The 22811-nt window shown below is 38.7% G+C and carries 19 protein-coding genes and 1 riboswitch; of the genes, 5 read left to right on the forward strand and 14 right to left on the reverse strand.

Annotated elements, in window-relative coordinates:
• Position 1 precedes the first annotated feature (1 nt).
• The 4 genes from ispE (at position 2) to E7L28_RS06140 (ending at position 4813) form a co-directional block, all read left to right on the forward strand.
• Positions 2-898: a 4-(cytidine 5'-diphospho)-2-C-methyl-D-erythritol kinase gene (gene ispE, locus E7L28_RS06125; protein ID WP_316711533.1), complete on the forward strand. Its 897-nt coding sequence runs from the start codon at positions 2-4 to the stop codon at positions 896-898.
• Complete coding sequence (locus tag E7L28_RS06130; protein WP_004697535.1) at positions 895-1587, forward strand: GntR family transcriptional regulator; 693 nt, start codon at positions 895-897, stop codon at positions 1585-1587. The genes ispE and E7L28_RS06130 overlap by 4 nt, the downstream gene beginning before the upstream one ends.
• A 139-nt stretch (positions 1588-1726) precedes the next feature.
• Positions 1727-3187, forward strand: a complete 1461-nt coding sequence (locus tag E7L28_RS06135; protein ID WP_077707638.1) for an alanine/glycine:cation symporter family protein — start codon at positions 1727-1729, stop codon at positions 3185-3187.
• 369 nt (positions 3188-3556) lie between these two features.
• Positions 3557-4813 (forward strand): Glu/Leu/Phe/Val family dehydrogenase, encoded by a 1257-nt coding sequence (locus E7L28_RS06140; protein WP_004695052.1) that lies wholly within the window; start codon positions 3557-3559, stop codon positions 4811-4813.
• Between the two features lie 170 nt (positions 4814-4983).
• Here E7L28_RS06140 and E7L28_RS06145 read toward each other — a convergent pair whose 3' ends face one another.
• The 7 genes from E7L28_RS06145 to E7L28_RS06175 form a co-directional block, all read right to left on the reverse strand.
• The gene (locus tag E7L28_RS06145) at positions 4984-5475 is read right to left on the reverse strand and encodes a QueT transporter family protein (RefSeq protein WP_105087027.1); all 492 of its coding nucleotides are present in this window, start codon (positions 5473-5475) and stop codon (positions 4984-4986) included.
• Positions 5476-5946: 471 nt separating this feature from the next.
• Entirely contained in the window at positions 5947-6636 is a 690-nt protein-coding gene (queC, locus tag E7L28_RS06150; protein ID WP_008602419.1) for a 7-cyano-7-deazaguanine synthase QueC, read from the reverse strand.
• A 68-nt stretch (positions 6637-6704) separates the two neighbouring features.
• Positions 6705-7460 (reverse strand): exodeoxyribonuclease III, encoded by a 756-nt coding sequence (locus E7L28_RS06155; RefSeq protein ID WP_101928473.1) that lies wholly within the window; start codon positions 7458-7460, stop codon positions 6705-6707.
• A gap of 137 nt (positions 7461-7597) precedes the next feature.
• Positions 7598-7825: a hypothetical protein gene (locus E7L28_RS06160; protein ID WP_008602417.1), complete on the reverse strand. Its 228-nt coding sequence runs from the start codon at positions 7823-7825 to the stop codon at positions 7598-7600.
• Positions 7826-7838: 13 nt separating this feature from the next.
• Positions 7839-8657 carry a sulfurtransferase gene (locus E7L28_RS06165; protein ID WP_316711536.1) on the reverse strand — a complete coding sequence of 273 codons (819 nt, stop codon included), beginning with the start codon at positions 8655-8657 and terminating at the stop codon, positions 7839-7841.
• A 186-nt stretch (positions 8658-8843) separates the two neighbouring features.
• Positions 8844-9248 (reverse strand): (deoxy)nucleoside triphosphate pyrophosphohydrolase, encoded by a 405-nt coding sequence (locus E7L28_RS06170; protein ID WP_316691994.1) that lies wholly within the window; start codon positions 9246-9248, stop codon positions 8844-8846.
• An 8-nt stretch (positions 9249-9256) separates the two neighbouring features.
• Positions 9257-12160 (reverse strand): DEAD/DEAH box helicase, encoded by a 2904-nt coding sequence (locus E7L28_RS06175; RefSeq protein ID WP_316691993.1) that lies wholly within the window; start codon positions 12158-12160, stop codon positions 9257-9259.
• 314 nt (positions 12161-12474) lie between these two features.
• On the opposite strand from E7L28_RS06175, the gene E7L28_RS06180 reads away from it, so the two are divergent.
• Entirely contained in the window at positions 12475-13404 is a 930-nt protein-coding gene (locus E7L28_RS06180) for a DUF3829 domain-containing protein (RefSeq protein WP_004695044.1), read from the forward strand.
• A gap of 67 nt (positions 13405-13471) precedes the next feature.
• Here E7L28_RS06180 and E7L28_RS06185 read toward each other — a convergent pair whose 3' ends face one another.
• From E7L28_RS06185 to potE, 7 genes are all read right to left on the reverse strand, one after another.
• Entirely contained in the window at positions 13472-15025 is a 1554-nt protein-coding gene (locus E7L28_RS06185) for an ABC transporter substrate-binding protein (protein ID WP_105087030.1), read from the reverse strand.
• Positions 15026-15411: 386 nt separating this feature from the next.
• Positions 15412-16227, reverse strand: a complete 816-nt coding sequence (locus tag E7L28_RS06190; protein WP_024061594.1) for an ABC transporter ATP-binding protein — start codon at positions 16225-16227, stop codon at positions 15412-15414.
• Positions 16220-17017, reverse strand: coding sequence for an ABC transporter ATP-binding protein (locus E7L28_RS06195; RefSeq protein WP_024061595.1), 798 nt, complete (start codon positions 17015-17017; stop codon positions 16220-16222). The genes E7L28_RS06190 and E7L28_RS06195 overlap by 8 nt, the downstream gene beginning before the upstream one ends.
• Before the next feature lie 12 nt (positions 17018-17029).
• The gene (locus E7L28_RS06200) at positions 17030-18598 is read right to left on the reverse strand and encodes an ABC transporter substrate-binding protein (protein ID WP_024061596.1); all 1569 of its coding nucleotides are present in this window, start codon (positions 18596-18598) and stop codon (positions 17030-17032) included.
• Between the two features lie 153 nt (positions 18599-18751).
• Positions 18752-19573 carry a nickel transporter permease gene (gene nikC / locus E7L28_RS06205; RefSeq protein WP_316073229.1) on the reverse strand — a complete coding sequence of 274 codons (822 nt, stop codon included), beginning with the start codon at positions 19571-19573 and terminating at the stop codon, positions 18752-18754.
• Positions 19573-20511, reverse strand: a complete 939-nt coding sequence (gene nikB, locus E7L28_RS06210; protein WP_004697516.1) for a nickel ABC transporter permease — start codon at positions 20509-20511, stop codon at positions 19573-19575. Before nikB ends, nikC begins: the two co-directional genes overlap by 1 nt.
• Positions 20512-20655: 144 nt before the next feature.
• Positions 20656-20840: riboswitch (cobalamin riboswitch) on the reverse strand.
• Positions 20841-21244: 404 nt separating this feature from the next.
• On the reverse strand, positions 21245-22576 hold the full coding sequence (gene potE, locus E7L28_RS06215; protein WP_004695037.1) for a putrescine-ornithine antiporter: 1332 nt from the start codon (positions 22574-22576) through the stop codon (positions 21245-21247).
• Between the last annotated feature and the right edge of the window lie 235 nt (positions 22577-22811).

The following is a 22811-nucleotide window of genomic DNA, read 5'->3' on the forward strand; positions in this document are numbered from 1 at the left end:
TATGAGTAAAAGTTTTGAGCAACTCGGTTGCAGCAAAATTAATATTGGGCTTGCTATTACAGGTAAGCGTGACGATGGATACCACAACATCGATTCCATATTTCAATCGATTCGCCTTAGTGACTCTATTTATTTCGCTAAGCATCATTCCGTAGTATTTTCTGGTGGCGCTCCCGAATTGCCCGATTACATGCAAAAGCTCGTAAGCTATGGAGAAGATAATCTCGCACTCAAAGCTTTACGCGCCATACAGGCCTATACGGGTTGTAAAGCCGGTGCCGCCATCCACCTATTAAAACGCGTTCCTATTCAAGCGGGTCTTGGTGGCGGTAGTGCAGACGCAGCGGCCATGTTATTAGGTCTCAACCGTTTTTGGGACTTACGTCTTACGCAAGAGGAACTTTTAAACATCGGTACCTCACTCGGATCTGATGTGCCATTCCTACTACAAGGTGGTACAGCTCGCGGAACAGGTCGTGGCGAAGTGTTAACCTATAGTCAATCGCCAGAAGCACATTGGCTATTATTAGTAAAGCCAAAAGTATCTATTTCTACAGCGGTTGCTTATGATCGTTTCAACGGTAAATCTAAAGCCACCACAAAAACAATCGATACCGTTCTGAATCATCTTAAGAATAATGATTTACAATCTGCTTTCACTAGTAGCGCTAATACCTTCGAAGAATTATTATTTTTAGATCACAAAGAACTAGTAATATGTAAGGAATTCTTCACTAGCCGTGGATACCCAACTATCATGACAGGAAGCGGTCCTACTATGGTAGTATTACTTAACAAACCCATGGAAGCATTGCAGTTACAAGAAGAGATCAAAGCAGCTGGTCATGATTGGCTGTCACTCATTACTAAAACATGTACACAGGAGGACTTAGTATGACAAAACGGTTACAACCTATACGACTTGATGCGTATAAGCCACTAAGAGAAGTAGTAAGTGAAACATTGCGTCAAGCCATCCAAGATGGGGTGTTAAAACCTGGGGAGCGCCTCATGGAAATTCCCCTTGCTGAAGAGTTAGGCGTAAGTCGCACCCCAATTCGTGAAGCCATACGTAAACTGGAACTAGAAGGCTTTGTCGTTATGGTTCCTCGTCGCGGTACCTACGTTGCCAACATATCTTTAAAGGATATTACGCAAGTATTTGAAATCCGCTCTGCCCTTGAAGAACTTGCAGCAGGCCTTGCAGCAGAACGGATTACGGAAGAGGAAATCGAAACGCTGGAGAGAATGCTTGTAGAAATCGGCGATCATATGGAAAACAAAAATATGGAATCCGTTGTGGCTGCGGACGTAGAATTCCACGAAGTCCTCTACCGCGCATCTCGTAACGAAAGATTAGCAGACATCGTTCACAACTTGCGAGAGCAAACCTATCGCTTCCGTAGTTTTTCTATGAACCAACCAGGTCGTCTTAGAAAAACTTGGGAGGAACATCGTCAATTAGTGGAAGCCATCGCCTCTCACAATGCTGCACAAGCTCGTAAACTAGCTCGAATTCACATGGAACATTCTGAACAAACCTTGTTGCAAGGAATGGAAGAGTCACAAGAATTTACTAAGGCATAAAAAACATCCTACAAAATACTATATAAAGCAAAAATCCTTCCTATTTGTGAAGGATTTTTGTTTTACATAGTCTATAGAAATTGATACAATATCATTGATTATTATGAAATATGGATTTTTTATAAGAAAGGGAGTTTTTATGGAAGCAATGCTCAATGATGCTATATCCACCATAAACGGTTATTTATGGAGTTATTTCATCATTTTTATTCTTATCGGCGCAGGTCTCTTCTTTACGATGACAACGAATTTTGTACAAATTCGCATGATTAAAGAAATGATCCGCCTCGTAATTAACGGCGCAGGTAGCTCTACAGAAAAGAACCATGTATCCTCATTTCAAGCATTCTGTGTTAGTACCGCATCTCGTGTAGGTGTTGGTAACATCGCAGGTATAGCTATTGCCGTTGTACTTGGTGGCCCTGGTGCTATTTTCTGGATGTGGGTTATCGCACTCATCGGTGCTGCCACTGGCTTCATCGAATCTACATTAGCACAAATCTACAAAGAACCTGTTGCTAAGGGCGGTTTCTATGGCGGACCAGCTTACTATATTCGGTATGGTCTAAACAACAAGGCATTATCTGTTCTATTTGCTATTTTAATCAGTATTACCTATGGTTGGATTTACAATTCTGTACAAGCCAATACTTTGGCTGCATCTCTCCAGGTATTCAACCTTGATGTGTCCTATACAGGCGCTGTAGTAGCAGTCCTTCTTGGTATTATCATATTCGGTGGTATCAACCGCGTTGCAAAAGCATCTGAAATCATTGTTCCTATCATGGCGATTCTATACATTGCTACTGCATTATTTGTGGTAATTATGAATATCACCCAATTCCCACATGTAATCTATACTATTTTCTCCTCCGCATTCGAGCCTGTTGCAGCAGGTGGTGGCTTATTAGGTGCTACTGTTATGAATGGTATCAAACGGGGGCTCTTCTCTAACGAAGCCGGTGAAGGTTCTGTTCCAAACGCAGCCGCTACGGCAGCTGTTAACCACCCTGTGGAACAAGGTCTTGTACAAGCATTCGGCGTATTCCTTGATACATTCATCATTTGTACAGCTTCTGCTTTCATCGTACTCATCGTAGGTGATTACAGCACTACAGGTCTAACAGGTATTGCTCTTGTACAACATAACCTAGCTCAACAACTTGGTTCTTGGGCGCCTACAGCCGTAGCCATTTTCATCGTTATGTTCTCCTTTAGTTCCTTAATTGGTAACTATTACTACGGTGAAATCAATATCAGCCACTTAACAAACAAACGATTCTACCTACATTTGTTCCGTATTGGCGTAATTCTTATGACATTTGTTGGCTCTGTTGCCTCTCTAGATCTCGTATGGAATCTAGCCGATTTATTCATGGCTTTCTTAGTATTAACTAATGTAAGTTCCATCGTACGCATGGGCCGCACAGCAGGTCTTGCCCTTGACGACTATATCAAACAACGCAAAGCAGGTATTGAAACGCCTGTATTTAACCGTTCCATCCTAAATCACACATATGGCATCGTATGGTGGGGCGATGGTCAAACTACAGACTCCTCCGTACCTCCTACTCCGATTGAAGATACTGTGGAAAAATAAAATATATTGACCTATGAGGCTGGTGAAAGTATCTTTCACCAGTCTTTTTCGTATAATCTTTAAATTCGTATAATCTTTAAAATAGTTTATTAGTACATACATAAAGGTCTATATTGTTCAGAATATAGATCTTTATTTTTTTGTAAAAGTATCCATTTTCATAGATAAAAACATCGTTCATTAGCAGATTGTACTGTGATAAAGATCATAGTAATTATCTATATTTTTACAACTTTCAAAGGTCAAAAACTATAGAATATATTTATAAAAATATAAAGGGTATTCTGTTTACAATGTCGAATATTTAAGTATGCGATAAAATTAGCACTAATTCAACTATTAATTTACTCTATTATCCAGGAGGTAATTATGAGCGGTTATAACCCATATGAAAACATGTTAAACACGTTAGACGTAGCAGCTGAAAAGCTCGGCTATACTCGTAGCGAATACGAAGTGTTACGTCACCCAGAACGGGAACTAAAAGTAGCAGTTCCTCTTCAACTCGACAATGGTGAAGTTCGCGTATACGAAGGCTATCGTTGCCAACATTCCACATTGCGTGGTAGTGCTAAAGGCGGTCTTCGCTTCCATCCAGATTCTGATGAAAACGAAGTGCGTGCACTTGCGGCTTGGATGACTATTAAAAACGCTATCGCTAACATTCCTTATGGCGGTGGTAAAGGCGGCATCAAAGTCGATCCAAAAACGTTAAATCCTCGTGAATTAGAACGCTTAACTCGTAACTTCGTACGCCGCATTGCACCTATCATCGGTGTTAATACAGATGTTCCTGCACCAGACGTAAATACGAATGCTCAAATCATGAGCTGGATTGCTGACGAATACAGCACATTAAAAGGCGAATGGAGCCCAGGTATCGTTACAGGTAAACCAATCGAAGTGGGTGGTTCCTTAGGTCGTAATGAAGCGACTGGTCGCGGTTGCCTCATCGCATTGCAAAGCTACCTCGCTAAGAAAAACTTGGATATCAAAAACCTTACGGTAGCAGTTCAAGGCTTTGGTAACGTAGGTTCCGTAGGCGCTCGTCTCATTGCACAAGCAGGTGCAAAAGTTGTGGCTATCGGCGACGTAAGCGTTAACATCTACAATCCTAACGGTCTCGATGTTGAAAAAGCATACGAATATGCTAACTCCCATGGTCGTTCCCTCGAAGGTTACAGCGAACCGGGCATGACTACAATTGGACCTCAAGAGTTATTGGCTCAACCAGTTGATGTATTATACATGGCAGCCCTTGAAAACCAATTAAACAAAGACAACATGGAAAATATCCAAGCTAAGATTATCTTGGAAGGCGCTAATGGCCCTACTACTAATGATGCAGATAAATACTTCTATGAAAAAGGCATCGACATCATCCCTGACGTTCTTGCTAACGGCGGCGGCGTAGTTGTATCCTACTATGAATGGGTACAAAACAAAGCAAGTTTCTACTGGACTGAAGAAGAAGTTAATGAAAGATTAACTAAGAATATGCAAAATAGCTTCGAAGCTGTTTGGGAAATGCAACATAAATACAATGTACCTCCTCGTCAAGCAGCGTACATGGTTGCTCTTGAACGCCTCGTAGTTGAAACTAGATGGCGTGGCTATAACTGCTAAACTCCTATACCTCCATACATGTTAGCCATAAAAAAGGCGTAAGCTCGATTTGAGCTTACGCCTTTTTGTTTGCCTATAAACCTTTTTATTTACCTGCAAGTCGCAGTTGAAAGATCTAAAGATGTTCAATTACTTACTTAGTTTTATTAGCAAACTACTTATTATTAGTTTTATTTGAAAGCACCTAACAAAGCTGCCATGCTAGGACGACTGATCAAAGCTTTCACCAATACAGAACCAAGAATAGCCGGAATAGTTTGACCAACGATAAGATTCAACACTAATGGCCAGTATGGAATACCAAGTAATGGACTGAGCCACAATGGCACACATAATGCAGGCACAAAGACGATTGGAAGCATTACCCACCAAGCACTGAGGCCAAGCTTGCGCATTCCTACGATGATGCCAGTCGTTAATACGCCCACACCAAAGCCCCCCATCATATCGAGGATGCCAAGACCACCGAATAGGAAGTTAGAAATGAGGTTGCCAATCCCCATGGGAATCACCAAGAACGGAAAGGCATAAGCAAGTGCATATAATGATGTTGCTATACGAATTTGATAAGCCCCGAAGGAAACGCTTTGCGTTACATACAATACAACGATGTACAATGCCACAACCATAGCAGAAATAGTCAATTTGCGTGTAGAAATCATAACACTCACCTCCTCAAAATAAAAAAAGCATGGCAAAACTACCATGCTTACAATGCTTATGAATTTCCGTAGTTTTATTTAGAGACAGGATGGTTTCAAACTGTCTTATTTAGTTGTCGCCTTTAGGCAGTACTAATATATCATATATCTAATATTTTCGCAATTAATTGGGGTTAAGGCGGACTTGTATGATCATCTACGATTAGTATCAAGATTGTAAGGTGGGGGTGGTGGCAGATACCTTTCCTCATCGCTCCACTGGCGAACCGGTCATCGGCCTAGGGCCTTGACCTGCCAAAGTCGCTCTTTGAAAAGGTATCTGCCACCACTTCAAATTTAGCAACTCTACTTATACCCTAATACTAGTGACGTACAAGTCCGCCTTGAATTACATATACATGCTACTCTATTAGAATATATATAAAGTAGCCACCTAAAAGGCGACTGCTTGTCTAAGCCAGTTTATGGGTATTATAGTGCTGGGTCTTCGACTCCGTTTGCGTGGAAGGCTTTAGCTCTGTCGATGCAGGTACCGCAGTGTCCGCATGGTTTGTCTCCGCCTTCGTAGCAAGACCAGGTTAAGTGGTATGGTACGTTGAGGCGTAGGCCTTCTTTTACGATGTCAGCTTTGTTGGCGTTAATAAAGGGTGCTTCTAAGGAGCATTCTTTACCAGAGCCTTCAAAGATGGCGTCGCCCATAGATTTGTAGAAGTGTTCTGTACAGTCAGGATAGGCATTACCCGCCGCATCATCACTGTGAGCACCGTAATAGATATAACCGCAGTCTAGAGATAGTGCCAAGGATGCTGCCGCAGATAGGAATAGACCATTTCTAAACGGTACATAAGTGCTCACCGTACCCTTCCCTTCTGCATCTTGTTGTTCTTTGTAGGAACCTTGCGGAATGTCTTCACTAGATTGTACTAACAGGGAGCAGTTACTGAAGGCAAATAGCTTGGTAACATCCATCGTTTTACCTTTCATATTATAGTACTCTAAAATAGCTATGGCAGCTTCTAATTCTTTACTATGTTTTTGACCATATTGAATCGATAAGGGCACCACATTATCTTTACCAAATCGTTCAATGGCGAGGGCCAAACAAGTAGTACTGTCTACGCCACCGCTAAATAGAACAACAGCTTTTTGTTTTTGAGCCATAGTATCTCCTTTTCTATCACAACAGCCTCATCCGTAGATGAGGCTGTGCTTTTACATTCACTAAAATTTTATAGATCAATAACCAATTCTACTGGACAGTGATCGGAGCCAAAGATTTGTTGGTGAATCTTAGCTTCTTGGATTTTATCGTCAAGACGTTTAGATGTGATGAAATAGTCAATTCTCCATCCTGTATTTCGTTCACGAGCTTTCCCCATGTAGGACCACCAGCTGTATTCTTCAATCGCATCTGGATAGAGATGGCGGAATGTATCTGTAAAGCCTGCCCCTAAGAGTTCTGTCATCTTTGCACGCTCTTCATCGGAGAAGCCTGCATTTTTACGGTTCGTCTTAGGATTTTTTAGGTCAATTTCTTGGTGTGCTACATTGAGATCACCACATAGAATGACAGGCTTTTTCTTATCTAATTCAAGTAGATAATTGCGGAATGCATCTTCCCAAGTCATACGATAATCAAGGCGTGCCAATTCTCGTTGACTATTAGGTGTGTAGCAGCATACTAAATAGAAATTATCATATTCAGCAGTGATAACACGGCCCTCTTGATCATGCTCTTCAATGCCAATACCGTTAGCTACAGACAAAGGCTTAACGCGCGTGAATACGGCAGTACCACTATAACCCTTTTTCACAGCGCTATTCCAATATTGCTCATACCCTGGCAACTCCAAAGAAATTTGATCGGGTTGCAATTTTGTTTCTTGCAGGCAGAAAATATCTGCATCTAATTCATTAAAGGATTCCATAAATCCCTTTGTTACAGCGGCGCGGAGGCCGTTTACATTCCAAGAAATTAATTTCAATTCTTACTCCTTTATAATACTTCGCATCAATCTAATACTATTCACCGTATTTAACTTGGTGAAAGTCTCTTTCACATAGAATATACGTCAAGTTTTTGCTTAATGTAAGCTAATCTAAAGATTATATGTTAGCAATACTACTGCTTTTTATGTTTCTTAGCATGTCTTGCTTCTGCACGAGCCTTGCGGGCATTTTCATTTGCTTTAAGATCGCTTTCACGTTTCTCACGAAAATAGTTAGCCACCGCCGACAAGACAAGGATTACTAATACAGTTACATTAAACATACCAGGTCCAAAGGTATAGATATGATAACACAAATAACCAAAGGCAACGACTGTTAATAATTGTTTTAATAGATTCATTCGCCCTCCTAAGTTAGTTTAATGTTTCTACACCTGTACTAAGCGGGAAGCTTTCATACGTTACCCAGTCACTAGAACTACCAACATATAAAGCAGATTCAAGCCCTACTTCACTCATGGTTAACAACGCATTGCAGGCAGTCACACCAGACCCACAGTACGTTACAACTGGCCTATTTTGGTAAATTTCGTTGTAATACTCAGCCTCTAAATCTTTCAAGGATTTAGGACCATCTACGGTATAACCGCTTTCATAAAAGTGATTAACAGCGCCAGGGATATGGCCTGTCATGCCATCCATCGTATCTACTTGAGATCCATCATAGCGGAATGGTGCACGAGCATCAATGATAACATGATCTCCGCTTTCAATAGCCTTGAGTACCTCATCACGGCTCATAACCATATGCGTTTGCAACTCGTAGTTAAAGATAGATGGTTCAGCAGGTAATGGAGTAGGCTCTTTAGTTAGGAGATGGCCCTCTCGAACCCAACGTTCAACACCACCAGACAATACACGTACATCAGTTAAGCCCATGTAGCGCAACGTCCACCAAAGACGGCCCGCTAAAAATAGCCAAGAATCATATACTACAACCTTGGAGTTGCGAGTAATGCCATAAGACTCAAAGGTATGAGCCAATCGTTCCATATCTGGCAACGGATGACGACCACCATGCTCGCCCAAAGGACCTGTTAAATCCTTATCTAAATCTACCGCATAAGCCCCCTTAATATGGCCCTTTTTATAATCTTGATACCCTCGAGCATCTAAAATGATGACCTCATCGAAACAAGCTAATAATTCTTTAGGAGTGATAAAATTTGACATGTTGTACTCCTTTCTTTGATTATATCGAAAAATACAAATCTGATAATATTATTATATACGAGTACAACGGGATATACAATTTATTTTGGCACAGTAAAAGTTATTTATTTGCGTAATATTAAAACTAGATAAACATGAAAAAGCCCCTATCTAAGATAGGGACTTATACGTAATTTAATGTTTAACTTACAAGCGTTTGTATATGGCATCTACCGCATCAATATCGGCAGGTAACCAATCCACAGAATATAAACTATCTTTAGATAACCATTTTGCAGCTTCATGTTCTACTAAAGTAATATTAGAATCATTTTCCAACGAACATAAATAACAGTGCATTGTTAAATCAAACTTTTCATAACCTGTATATTCGATCGTAATAATATGCTCTTGAATATTAATATCAGCTTCTAGTTCTTCTTTGATTTCTCTAATAAGAGCTACTTCATGGGGTTCACCAGGTTCAATTTTGCCACCCGGAAATTCCCAACCATCTTTTAAATCACCATATCCACGCTGAGTTGCTAATATGGTATTATCCTTTTTTATAATAGCTGCTACAACTTCAATGTGTTTTCGTTGTTCACTCATAAATATCCTTATCCATTAACAATATAATCATATATATCATCCCGTACAGGTACTTCGAGTACATATTCTAACTCTACCGCCGCAGTACCATTAACCATAAAAATTTCTTTAGCATTTTCCTGACCAGTAGAATGAATCGGTCCCAAATAATAAAACTCTTTAGACTCTTCATCATCCTTGTTTTTTCTCACAAACAAATGCATAGCAACACCTAGTTCATCAGCATTAAACGCGGTTTGTACATCATCAGAAGCAAAGGTTCTCTTATTTTTAGAAATAGCTTTTAGTAATCCTGGATTCTCAAATCTATCCTCGTATTTAATGGTATCTTGAATATTATCTGCTTTATGATAATTAATAAAAACGGGATATGTCTTTGTTTCTTTATGGAATTTATAACCCCCAATGTTGAGAGGAACTTCGTTTTGAGGCCACTCTAATAATTGGCAAACCTGTTCATACGTATATTTTTCATATAATGCAAATGGTGTATTACCATAAATATTATCTTTGTACTTATCATTGAACTGCTTTAATCCATAAGCAATAAGCTCTTGAACTTGTTCCTTAAAATTATTATCCTCTAAAGCCTGTTTAAAGATTCGAGATATACCATATCTACCATTGGAAAATTCAATAAATTCACTATCGGCAAATGTCTTTTGTGCTACTTGAACACCAAATTGATTTGTCATCATATTGATGAGATTAACACGTCCATATTCCGATAGGTCTACATTATAACTATCAAATAGCTCTTCGGAAACATAATTAATCACATCATCACGACCATCTAGTAATGCTTGCAACAATAGAAGCTCTCTTACACGTATACCGGTCGTTAATTTCTGAGATATAAAATGTAGCATTCTCTCCTGAACCGGTGTAAAGGATATATCATAGTCCTTATCCTTAACCTTTATCAAGAAATGATGATATGACTTAAATTTACTGAAAATTCTACTAACATCAATCGAACCATGATCAGCAAAATCAGAAATTTTAGGAATACGACCTAATTTGAAGCGTAAATTAAAATAGGCTTCTTTAATTAATTTCATATCAGAAAATCTTGCCGTATCAATAGATTCATAAATGCGTTGTTTTGCAATTTTATCAAAATGTACAGTTGAGGTACCTGGAATAATACGATTACCAGCTTGTACATAACGACGCAATGTATCTTTGTTATAGCTCCTATCACCTGATAAGGCTAATGGAATCATAAAGTTATTAGTATAATTCCCAATAAAATCCAAGATAACTACATATTCTTTATCTTCAAATTTACGAAGACCACGTCCGAGTTGTTGAATAAAGATTATCGGACTTTCAGTTTGACGTAGCATAATAACTTGATTGATTTCTGGAATATCAACACCTTCATTAAAGATATCTACGGTAAAGATATAATCTAATTGTAGGTCTGAACGTCCCTGATAATCACCAGTTCCCGTTAATCGAGCAATTGCTATTTCCCTAATTTCTTGGCTATCTTCACCAGTTAAACATACAGTGCGATAAACACCACGCTCGTTAAAAGCATCAGACAACGCTTTTGCCTCAACTCGATTGCTACAGAATACTAGCCCCTTTACACGACTACCACTATGTCCAAAATAGCGAATCTTTTCTATAATTTTATCTACCCGCTCTTTTGTAGACAAGTTTGAAAAGGATACCTCCATATCAGAAATATCTTCTTGAATATCCACCCACAAATCACTAATGCCAAAATAATGAAATGGACATAGTAAGTCTTCTTCTAAAGCCTGTTGTAATCGGATTTCGTAAATAATATTATGGTCAAATAATTCATACAAATCATAGCCATCTGTCCGTTCCGGACTAGCCGTCATCCCCAATAAAAACTGAGGCTCAAAATATTCAATAATGCGTTGATAGCTATCTGAACCTGCGCGATGTACTTCGTCAATGATAATACAGTCAAACTCCTTTGGAGCATACTGTTTCATTACATCATTACGGCCCATCATTTGCATTGTAGAGAATACATGAGTCGCATTATAGTATTTAGCATTCCCAGAAACTAAACCAAATGTAATAGATGGATCATTATAAATCCGCTCAAAACTAGCGATCGCTTGTTTTGCAATTTGTTCACGATGTACTAAAAATAATATTCTTTTAGGCCTCATTTCTCTCATAGCAAAAGCTGCCGCATAGGTTTTGCCGGTACCCGTAGCAGAGATCAAAAGACCTCTTTTAGCATTATTAGCTCTTAGTTCATTGAAGTTAGCAATAAACTGTTGTTGCATACTATTAGGTTCCAGTTGAAGCAAATCTATTTTTCTAAATTGCTCTGCTACAGTCCTTTGTGAAGTTCGCTCTGGACGCACCCATCTTGGTTTATACCAAGGAATAAAATCTTCATAAGGAATAGAAAATTTTGAATTCCAATACAAGTCAAATTCTTCCGTGATTTCTCTAGCATAGGTATCACTGCAATGAGCTTCAGATCGAGTATTCCATTCACGATTTTTCTTTAATGCATTAATAGTTAAATTAGAACTACCAACTATAATCTGATAAGATTCATCTTTTCTAAAAATGTAGCCTTTTGTATGAAATCCATGACCACTACCTTGCGTGGTACAATACACTTTTAACTCAATATTATTTAAACTTCCTAAATCTTCCAAAACTTGTGGACTATTAAAACCAAGATAATCTGTCGTTAACACACGACCACGAACACCACGATCCTCTAATTCCTTTAAGATTGGCTTTAACGTCAACAAACCTTCTGATGTAATAAAAGCTACAGATATTAAAAACTCATCACAACTGCGTAATCCGTCCTCAATGGCAGATAGCACATTACGCCCTTCCCCATTAGCAATAAGTTCCGAAGATGTAGCAAAATTGATTAAATGATTCGATTCTGACATAACGAACTCCCCATATAATGAATACTATACTTGCTATTATACCAGCCACAGCTGCAACGTCTAGAGAGTATATAGTTTTACTTTTAAAAGTATATTTTTATAACAGCTTACAGCCTCATTCATCGTTTAATCGTTAATTATAAATATAAATACATGTTCAAATCTAACATTTTCATCTATTCCTTATAATTATCGTATCTATACGTCTTTTTTGCCACGTAAAGTTGTGATATAATGTAAATAATTACTCTTAGGACAGTAGTCTGTCCAAATGGATCCAAAAGAGTTAGTGTGTTTTCAAGGAGCGTGCGCAGTTGAAAAAGGGGTACATCAAGTTAATAGCAGCCATTGTGCTTGGTGCTGCTATTATCGGTGGTGGGATCTATGGGGTGTATACACTCTTATCATCCAATACAACGACAATTTTATATCGATCAACCGTTGACGATAAAATCAACGCCATACGACCTTATATTGTTGCATTAGATGCATATAACTCATACAGTGTAGCCTATGCTAGCCAATTACAGCCAACTCTTGAAGAGTTGCGCAATGGGTCTCATAATACGACGATTACCTTACCTAAATATAAGGAACTTAAAGCTGCATTAGAGGTAGCAAAACAAGATAGTTCTACACCCTACGAAGACGTAAACCAAGCGACAAATGACGTCCTCGTAGTACTTGATCAAATTATTCCTATTGCTGATCAGTTGCAATCTTACTATGTGGAACGTCGTTATGAAAAGGATAATTATAAAGGTAGCGATGAGCTAGCAGCTCAATATGTACCTTTAGCAGAACAGTTCTACGCTACATATAATGCATTAGACTTAGCTTTAGATAATCGTAATAATGAGCTTTATAACGAACGCATGACTGAGTATCAGGGAGAAAAGCGGGAAAATGCGGTTAACTTTATAGAGATAAATCTCATAACAGCACAAACTATTGACCTTATTGATCCAGATGGGAATACAGACACCCAAAAGGTAGAATCAAACTTACAACAAATTACACAACGCCTCAATAAATTACAACCTGGTACTACACCAGAAGTACAAAATGCGGTAAGAGAGTATCAAGACTCAGTAAAAGAATTTGTTGCAGAGGCACGCAACTACATTATTATCAACTCATCTTATGGCGAAGCTTATACGCAATTATTTACCAAGTATAATAAAATGATTGGCAAGGCCAATGCAGTTAACATGGCAGACTTAGATGTAACAGAAAAAAAATAATATTTAGATAACACAAAGGACTAGCCCATGCGAGCTAGTCCTTTTATTTTTATGTAAGCAGCAAACTTTATTTCTTTTTCAAATCTTTTGTAATGATGTAATATTCAGACGGTGTTATCTTGATACCATCAATATGTTTATTACCTACAATATTAATTTTAGGATACCCAAGGAATAATGCTACAGCGTTATCTAACATCAGTTGTTGGGCATTGATAACCGCATTACGACGCACCACTGGATCGCTACTACTTTCACCAAGAGCCAACAATTCATCGAAACGAGGATTAGAGAAGCCAGACCCATTAGTTTCAACGCCTATACCCCAATATTGTTTCAAGAACCATACTGGTTGACCCGTATTAGCGGTTACAACACTGGAGATAATCATATCATAATCACCAGATTGAGATAATGTGTCGATAACCGCATAATCTACGATTTTAATTCGTAAATCTACACCGATTTTTTTGTAGTCCGCTTGCAATGCTTCCGCATATAATGGCAATTCAGGACGAGTTGTGTAGGCATAAAAATCAAGTACGAGGTTTTCACCGTCTTTATCTACAATACCGTCGCCATTTGTATCTTCATAACCTTCACGTTTCAGTAATTCTTTAGCACGTTCTACATTATATTTATTAGGATCACGCAATTGGTTAAAGCCATAGTCTATGGATGGTGGCAATGGAGCCTTACCGGCTACGAACGTATCCTTCATGAGGTTCTTCGCATAAGACTCACGGTCTGCTGCTGCAATGAGGGCTGCACGAAGATTAGGATTCTGTAGTTTCCCTTTTTGCCCCATACGAACAAATACGTCACGCAAGGAAGACATTTCATAGATAGTGAATTTCTTATCATTTTGGAAGATACTATATTCACCAGGTCCAATGTTAACGGCCATATCTACATCGCCCGCTTGTAACGCCATAGCACGAGTATTCGCATCATTAATAGATGGGATTTCAACCTTAGCAAAGCCTGCCTTGCCATCCCAGTAATTATCATTGCGCTTTAGTTCAGCACGCTCTTTTGTGAAAGAGGATACTACATATGGACCAGTACCAATAGGACCTTCCTTTGCAATATCACGACCATTCGCCTCTGCTGTCACATCCATAATCAAAAACAATGGATCTCCTAACAAGTTGGGCAAATTATAATATTCCTTGTCAGTCTTGATGGTCAACTCCTGACCGTTAGCAGTAATTTCTGTATAGTTAAAGAACGTTTTTGCTCGTTTACTTTTAGCAAAAGTTCGTTCTAAAGATGCTTTTACCGCCTCAGCTGTCAAACTATTACCATTTGAGAATTTAACTTTATCATTGATGGTGAAAGTCCATGTTAACTTGTCATCACCTTGCTTCCAAGAGGTGGCAAGCCAAGGCGTTGCTTTCATTTGATCATCAAACTTGATAAGCGTTTCACCTATACCAAATCGTACAACGGCCCAACTAAAATAATTTTCCGTTGGTTCTAATGTGCCAGCAAAACTAATAGCCCCTACCTTTAATACATCATTAGATGAAGCAGAATCTTGATTCATACAACCAATAGTCCCGAGCATAGTCACACCAAGGGTCATACCAATTAGTAAAGACTTGCGTAATCCTTTCATTTATACACCTAACCTTTCTACACACATTAACTATCTATTTATACTCAGATACTCACTATTTTTTGCATTAACATAATCTAGTAAATATAACCTGCTTTTACAATAGTTAATATAAAGAGAATCTATGTACATCACTTCATATGAGCATATCTTATTATACCCATAGGGGTATATTTTATACAGTCAACTATACTATATATTAGGTGTTAACACAATGTATAATTTGAGAAACATTTCAATATATCTATTAAAAAATTTCATATCTTAACTATGCATAAAAATAGCAGTTAGTCTTGAAACTAACTGCTATTTTAAGTTTACCTATCCGATGTAACTCTCTACATTTCAAATTTATACTTTTGAAATTTTGAAAGTAAATTTTCCTATTAAGCTTCTAATGCAGCCTCATCCAAGGTAAGCGGCTTATGATCTTGACCAATTTCAAAGATAGAGCTCAATAAAACCTTTGTATATGGATGTTTTGCATCCGCCAAGTGGAAAGCATCTAGTTCTTCAACGATAGCACCTTTGTACATTACGACCACCTTGTGGCACATAGTACGAATAAAGGCAATATCATGAGCAATAAATAGGTATGTTAAATTTTTCTTTTTTTGTAAACGCGCCAAAAGGTACGCAATGGAGTCTTGTACGGATACATCTAGAGCACTAGTAGCCTCGTCTAATACGAGGATTTCAGGCTCTAAAACGATAGCACGAGCAATGGCAACACGTTGGCGTTGACCACCAGACATTTCATGAGGATAACGATGCATAAACTCACGTGGTAAATCTACCATTTCCAAATAGTCACCTGCGATTTGCTCTTCCTTTCCCTTTTCAAGAAGACCAAAATTATAGAGTGGCTCAAGGATGATATCTTTGACCTTCATACGTGGATTAAAAGCTGCAGATGGATCTTGAAATACCATTTGAATCTTTTTACGATATTCTTTCGTTTGTTCAGAGTTCATATGTTGAATCTCTACACCATCTACATAAATCTCGCCTTCCGTAATAGGAAGCATCTTCATGATCATACGAACCAATGTTGTTTTCCCAGAGCCAGATTCACCTACAATACCAAGGGACTGACCTTTTTCGAGAGTTATATTAATATCCTTACATGCTTCGAGCTCACCACCAGTAGGAAGTGGGAATCGTTTATATACATTCTTAATTTCTACTGCATAATTAGTCAATGTAACGACCTCCTCCCAATGTTGGCACAGCGTCTTTTAATTGTTTTGTATATTCATTAGATGGATTTTCCAAAATATCTTGCGGAGTACCAGCATCTACAACACGGCCCTTTTTCATAACAATGATATAATCGGACATATACGCTGCTACACCAAGGTTATGCGTAACCATTACAATTGCTGAATTATGCTCTTTAGCTAGTTCAAGCATTTGCATAACCACTTGAGATTGTGTTGTTACATCCAGAGCAGATGTAGGTTCATCACCAATGAGTAATGCTGGGTCCAAAGCTAATGCCATGGCAATACCCACACGTTGGCGTTGACCACCAGATAACTCATGAGGATAACGGCGCAAGATATCTGCACAATTAGGTAAGGCTACGGATTCCAATAACTCAATGGCTCGTCGATCACATTCATCATTGGAGATTTCAATATGAGATGTAAACAACTCTCTAAACTGTTTACCAATGCGAACAATAGGATCCAATGCACTACCACTATCTTGGAAAATCATGGCTATGTCTTTGCCACGTATGGATCTCCATTCAGACTTAGATAGGGTACGAAGGTCATGACCATTAAAGAGCATTGTACCCTCTGTTACCTCACCACCTACAGGCAATAAACCCATGAGGGCCCGGATCACGGTAGTTTTACCGGATCCGGACTCACCTACGATGGTTAATACCTTACCGCGTTCCAAGGTAAAGTTCACATCCATAACAGCAGGCACACCTTGGTACGCAATGTTAAGGTTTTCTACAGTTAGTATGTTTTCTGCCATTATAGCTCCTCACTATTTTGTAATTTTGTTAGTAATCCAGTAGTAATCACTTGGGTACATTACAGCACCTTTCAAGTAAGAACCTGTAACGATATTAGTTTTAGGGTAACCTAAGAATAATGCAGCGCCATCATTCATCAACAATTGTTGAATTTGGATTGCATAATCACGACGTTTTGCTGGGTCGAATTCAGTTTCAGCTGCATCTAACAATTGGTCAACTTGTGGATTGGAGTAACCAGAACCATTTTGAGGGTTGGAACCATTGTTATTAGTGTGCCAGTAGTTAGCCAAGAACCAGATTGGATCGCCTGTATTAGCTGTTACGATATTGGAGATAAGCATATCATAGTCGCCTTCTTGACCCATTTTATCGATCAAGTTATAGTCAACTGTTTTGATTTTCATATCGATGCCAACCTTTTTAAGGTCTGCTTGAACAGCCTCTGCATAAAGTGGTAATTCTGCACGAGAGTTATATACTACGAAGTTGAATGTTAATGGTTTGCCATCTTTATCAAGGATGCCATCGCCATCTGTATCTTTCCAGCCATCTTCTGCTAACAATTGTTTAGCGCGTTCAGGATTATATGCATTTGGATCTTTCAAGTCTTTGAAACCATAGTCCATGGATGGTGGAATTGGAGCGGAACCAGGAATGAATGTACCTTTTAACAATACATCAGCATAGTTTTTACGGTCTGTTGCAGAGATAACTGCAGCACGAACTTTGTCATCCCCAAGAATACCTTTTTGATTAATACGGGCCAATACGACACGAAGAGATGCGATTTCATCTACTTTGAATTTATCATTGCCTTGGAATAAACCAATTTCACCAGGACCGATGTTAACAGCCATATCTACGTCGCCAGATTGTAAGCTCAAAGCACGCGTATTAGGGTCATCGATGGAAGGAATTTCTACAGTTTTAAATGGTACTGTACCATCCCAGTAGTTTTCGTTCGCAGCCATTTCAGCACGTTCTTTAGTGAAGGATTTAACTACATATGGGCCTGTACCGATAGGACCTTCCTTCGCAAAGTTACGGCCATCTTTTTCAGCTTGAACGTCAACGATTAGGAACAACGGATCCGCTAAAAGGCCAGGCATATTAGGATATTCTTTTGTTGTATGAATAACTAATTGTTGACCATTAGCTTCCATAGAGTCATATTCGAAGAATGTTTTCGCACGATTAGACTTTGCAAAAGCACGTTCAATAGACGCCTTTACAGCTGCTGCATCAACTTTTTTACCATTGGAGAATTTCACCTTATCATTGATTGTGAAAGTCCACGTTTTATGGTCTGGGGATACTTCCCATTTAGATGCAATCCATGGTTGAGGTTTCATTTGTTCGTCAAACTTAGCCAATGTTTCACCTACACCATAGCGCATTACAACCCATGCGAAGAAGTTTTCTGTAGGTTCTAATGTGGATGCGAAGTTAGTAACGCCTACTTTTAATACATCTTTGTTAGCAGCACCATTATTATCAGACCCACAACCAGCTATGAAGGAACCCATCATTACAATACTAAGACCTGCTAATAGGGCCTTTTTCCAAGATTTTTTCATTTAAAATCTCCTTTTACAACTACATGTAAAACATAAAAACATTTAACATCATCACTATCTAAAATAGTTGTGATGGAAAAACCATAATTTCTTACCAGTCATAATGAAACTTTCACTAGATAAAGATTCAAATTTATGAAGGTAAAAACAATTTTATCCTTGATTTTTTGGATCCACTACATCTCGTAAGGAGTCAGACCAAAGATTAAAAATAGCAACCACGAAAAGGATGGACATACCAGGGAATGCCATGAGCCATGGACTCGTTTGCAAGTACTGGCGACCCTCGTTAAGCATAAGACCCCATTCTGGAGTCGGTGGCTGAGCACCAAAGCCAAGGAAGGATAAACCTGCTACCTCAATCATGATAGCCCCGATATCTAATGCACCTGTTGTAATAACGAGAGGCATAATATTAGGAATGATATGACGTCTGATGATGTCCGTCGTAGATGCGCCCATCATAACAGCAGCCGTTACATATTCCTCACCGCGCACCTTGAGCGTCATAGAACGTACAATACGAGCATATTTTGCCCAACCTACAACAGATAAGGCTAAAATCGTATTTACAATGCTACCACCTAGAATACCAGCAATAGCAATAGCCAATACGATACCAGGGAATGATAACATGATGTCTGCTAAACGCATAAGAACCATTTCAACTTTACCGCCAAAATAGCCTGCTATAGCACCGATGATAGTACCAATGCTCACCATGATAACGACGATGGATACGCCCATGAACAAGGATAATTGAGTACCATAAATGATACGAGATAATACATCACGTCCTAATTTATCTGTACCAAACCAATGTTGGCTGCTTGGTGCTTGCAATGCCTGACTTATATTTGAGGTGAAAGCATCGCCCGGTGCAAGCCAGGGTGCAAAGATAGCGATGAGAACAATGATAATCATCAACCCACTATAGAAAGAGAACAATTTATGTTTTTGAATAAATTCTGCCATTATGCTCTCTCCCTTTTCAATCTAGGGTCTAATAAGATATATGATGCATCAACCAATGCGTTAATACACATATATGCTAAAGCAACCCACAACACAAAACCTTCAATCAATGGATAATCGCGCATAGTAATAGCATAAATTGCCATATTCCCAAGTCCCGGCCAAGAGAATACCATTTCTACGACTGCCACACCACCTAGTAACCAACCAATAACAACACCAAGAATAGTGATGAGTGGTAACACCGCATTAGGTAAAATATGACCGAATAAAATTTTTATCTCACTAACACCGCGAGCACGAGCGCCAATAACATAATCCTTTTGCATTTCCTCAAGGATAACGAGCCGCACTTGACGCATGTATTTAGACCCAACAACAACTGCCAAAGTAATAGCGGGCAAAATAACACCAGACGCAGTCACTCGAGAGGATGCAATCGGTACAAGGCCCAATTTAAGACCGAAGATGTAAATCAGTACAAGACCTAACCAGAACGTAGGCATAGATACGCCTACGAAGGATAGAAATCTCAACACATAATCAACCCATTTGTTACGATTTAAAGCGCTTATAATACCTGCAGGCAATGCATAGAGCAGCGTAAATACTAAAGCCGTACCCGCTAACATTAATGTACCTGGTAAAGCCTCCAACATACGATCTACTACTGGTTTTTTAGCAGAATAACTCATCCCTAAATCACCTTGTGCGGCATTGACGACCCAGTTTGCATACTGTACTACAAATGGTTTATCTAACCCAAGCTGAGCTCGAGTTTCATCGATAAGCTCCTGAGATACGATAGTATCTGCCGTTTCAAGTAACATCGTTACTGGGTCACCTGGTGCTAAATAGGTGAGACAAAATGTCAAAAATGTGATGCCAAACAAGGTAACAATAAATTGCCCCAATTGTTTGACAAAGCGTTTGCCCATAGGCGCCTCCTAAACTCTCTAAACACTAACAACAATTCAAATGACAAACTAATGGTACTAGCTTTTTATATAGCGATGAAGCTTAAAGGCTAGGGAACGAAAAAAGGTTAGTCGCCCGACTAACCCAAATTAAGCACAGCATATGCATACCATGCCTTTAGAGCAGGCTTTCTGACTCTGATTCATTGCAACATTTCGGCCTTCCCAGTTTCCCAGTGACCCTATAATGAAACCTTGCTCCTCATTACAGCTATTTGCATAGTATAGGTTTTTCACCCATTTTCCTCTTTTACGCTCGGTAAACACCGACACTCACTAGTTTATTCATTTTTATCGATTATAATATACTATATTAATACTTTGTTTACAATACATATACCCCTTATGGGTATATGTATATCTTATTATTTCAATATTATTTTTATACTAACAAAAACAATTGATTAGTGATTAAATTCACAATACTGTATAAATTCATATAAATTAACTTATATAAATAATTTTTTATTATATTTACTGTATAAGACGGTATATATATTAATTTTAATAATAATAAAGTAATGTAAAACTTTATCATAAAATCTTTTTATGCACAGCAAAAATTTGATTAATAATAAAAATGCTCTTTAAGTTTTTTCAAATTAGGCACTCATGAATTATAAGTCTAATTTATGATTATCATAAAAAGAGGCTATTACCAAGTAATAGCCTCTATAAGACGAGATGTATTTAGTTAATCAATACTTTGTTGTAAGCGATGCGCTCTGCGTGTATCCCACGCTTTACGCAAAACATAAATCACCAAACCAATGCTTACTGCCACTGCACTACCTACCATAGCATCAAAGCCACATGCGTAGATTGCATATAGGCAGTACAGAACGCCTATACCGAACAAGTAATTAGAGCGTTTAATACGGCTTTCAGCTACGCCAGCCATACGCATCATTGTAGGTACTGCCAAGATGCACAATACATACGGTACTACGTTAGTTACAACCGCTAAGTTTACTAGGATTTCAAACTGCTCACGCAAGGATTCGCTTGCAGTAAATAAAGTAAGTAATGTTTCAACAGCGAGTAAAATCAATACCCCACGAACAGGAGCATCTTTACTATTTACACGAGCGAATATTTTAGGGAAGTAACCATGTTCTGCTGCGCTTTTGAAGACGCGAGACAATGTGAATTGCCAGCAAAGCAAAGCGCCAAAGCAAGAAATAACCATAGCAGCCATAACGATGTTTGCAATTGTATCATTGAACATGTATACGAATGTCAAACCGAATGGTGCGTTAGAATTTAATAAGTCAACGTTAGGCACAATACCTGCCATAACGTTTGTGGACAAGATATAAACCACTGCCACTGCTAATGTACCCGCCACAGTTGCGATAGGTACGTTTTTCTTTGGATTCTCAACAGCATCAGCATTAGCCGCTGCGGACTCAAATCCTAGGAAGCCCCATAAAGTTAGGGAAATAGATTCTTTTACCGCATCATAAAGCGGAAGATTATTTGGGTTCCAAGCCGCCCAATAAATAGATGGATCAAACCAATACCAGCCGATTGTACCGATTAATAAAACCGGAACAATAGAGCCCCAAATAGTCATATTGCTGAGTCGACCTGTGAAGCGATTCCCTCTGAAGTTTAGAATCGCTGCAAACCACAAGAGCACAATTGTTACCTGACTTGTTTGTGTCGCATTGAGGTCAACACCAAAGAAAGCTGCGCCATAACCTACGGCAGATACCGCGATGGCGATATTAGCAATGATGAGAGATATGCTGTAAGCATAGCTCGCCATAAAATGTCCAGTTTTACCGAAGCGATGTTCTGCATAACCGCCCATGCCCCCTTGTTTTTGGGAGAACATACCCGCTTGAGCAAAAATATACGCTAGTAAAAGCGCACCCACAGCTGTCACGAGCCAAGATAAAACTGAAATAGTACCAACTTGAGCCAAATTAGTTGGTAACATAATGATCCCAGCTCCTAGCATATTGGCTGCTACCATTGTGGTTAGCTGGAATACAGACATTTTTTTAGCGGTGGTTTTCATGTATCAATCCCCTTTCACTAAGGTGAATTTTTTCTCGTCCATAATTCACTTAAAATATATATACCGCTAAGTAAATCCAGTTCGTGCTGTGATGGGCTTGAATGTGAATTTACCGTTTTTATTCTTATTACGAGTTAAATAATAACACCTATGAAACCAAAATAAAAGTACTTTATTGGCGGACAAGGCATATTACACGAATTGAATAAATCATAGGTAATTTATCATCAAAATT

This window comes from Veillonella parvula, assembly GCF_032575955.1.
In the GTDB taxonomy this organism is placed as follows: Bacteria; Bacillota; Negativicutes; order Veillonellales; family Veillonellaceae; genus Veillonella; species Veillonella parvula_J.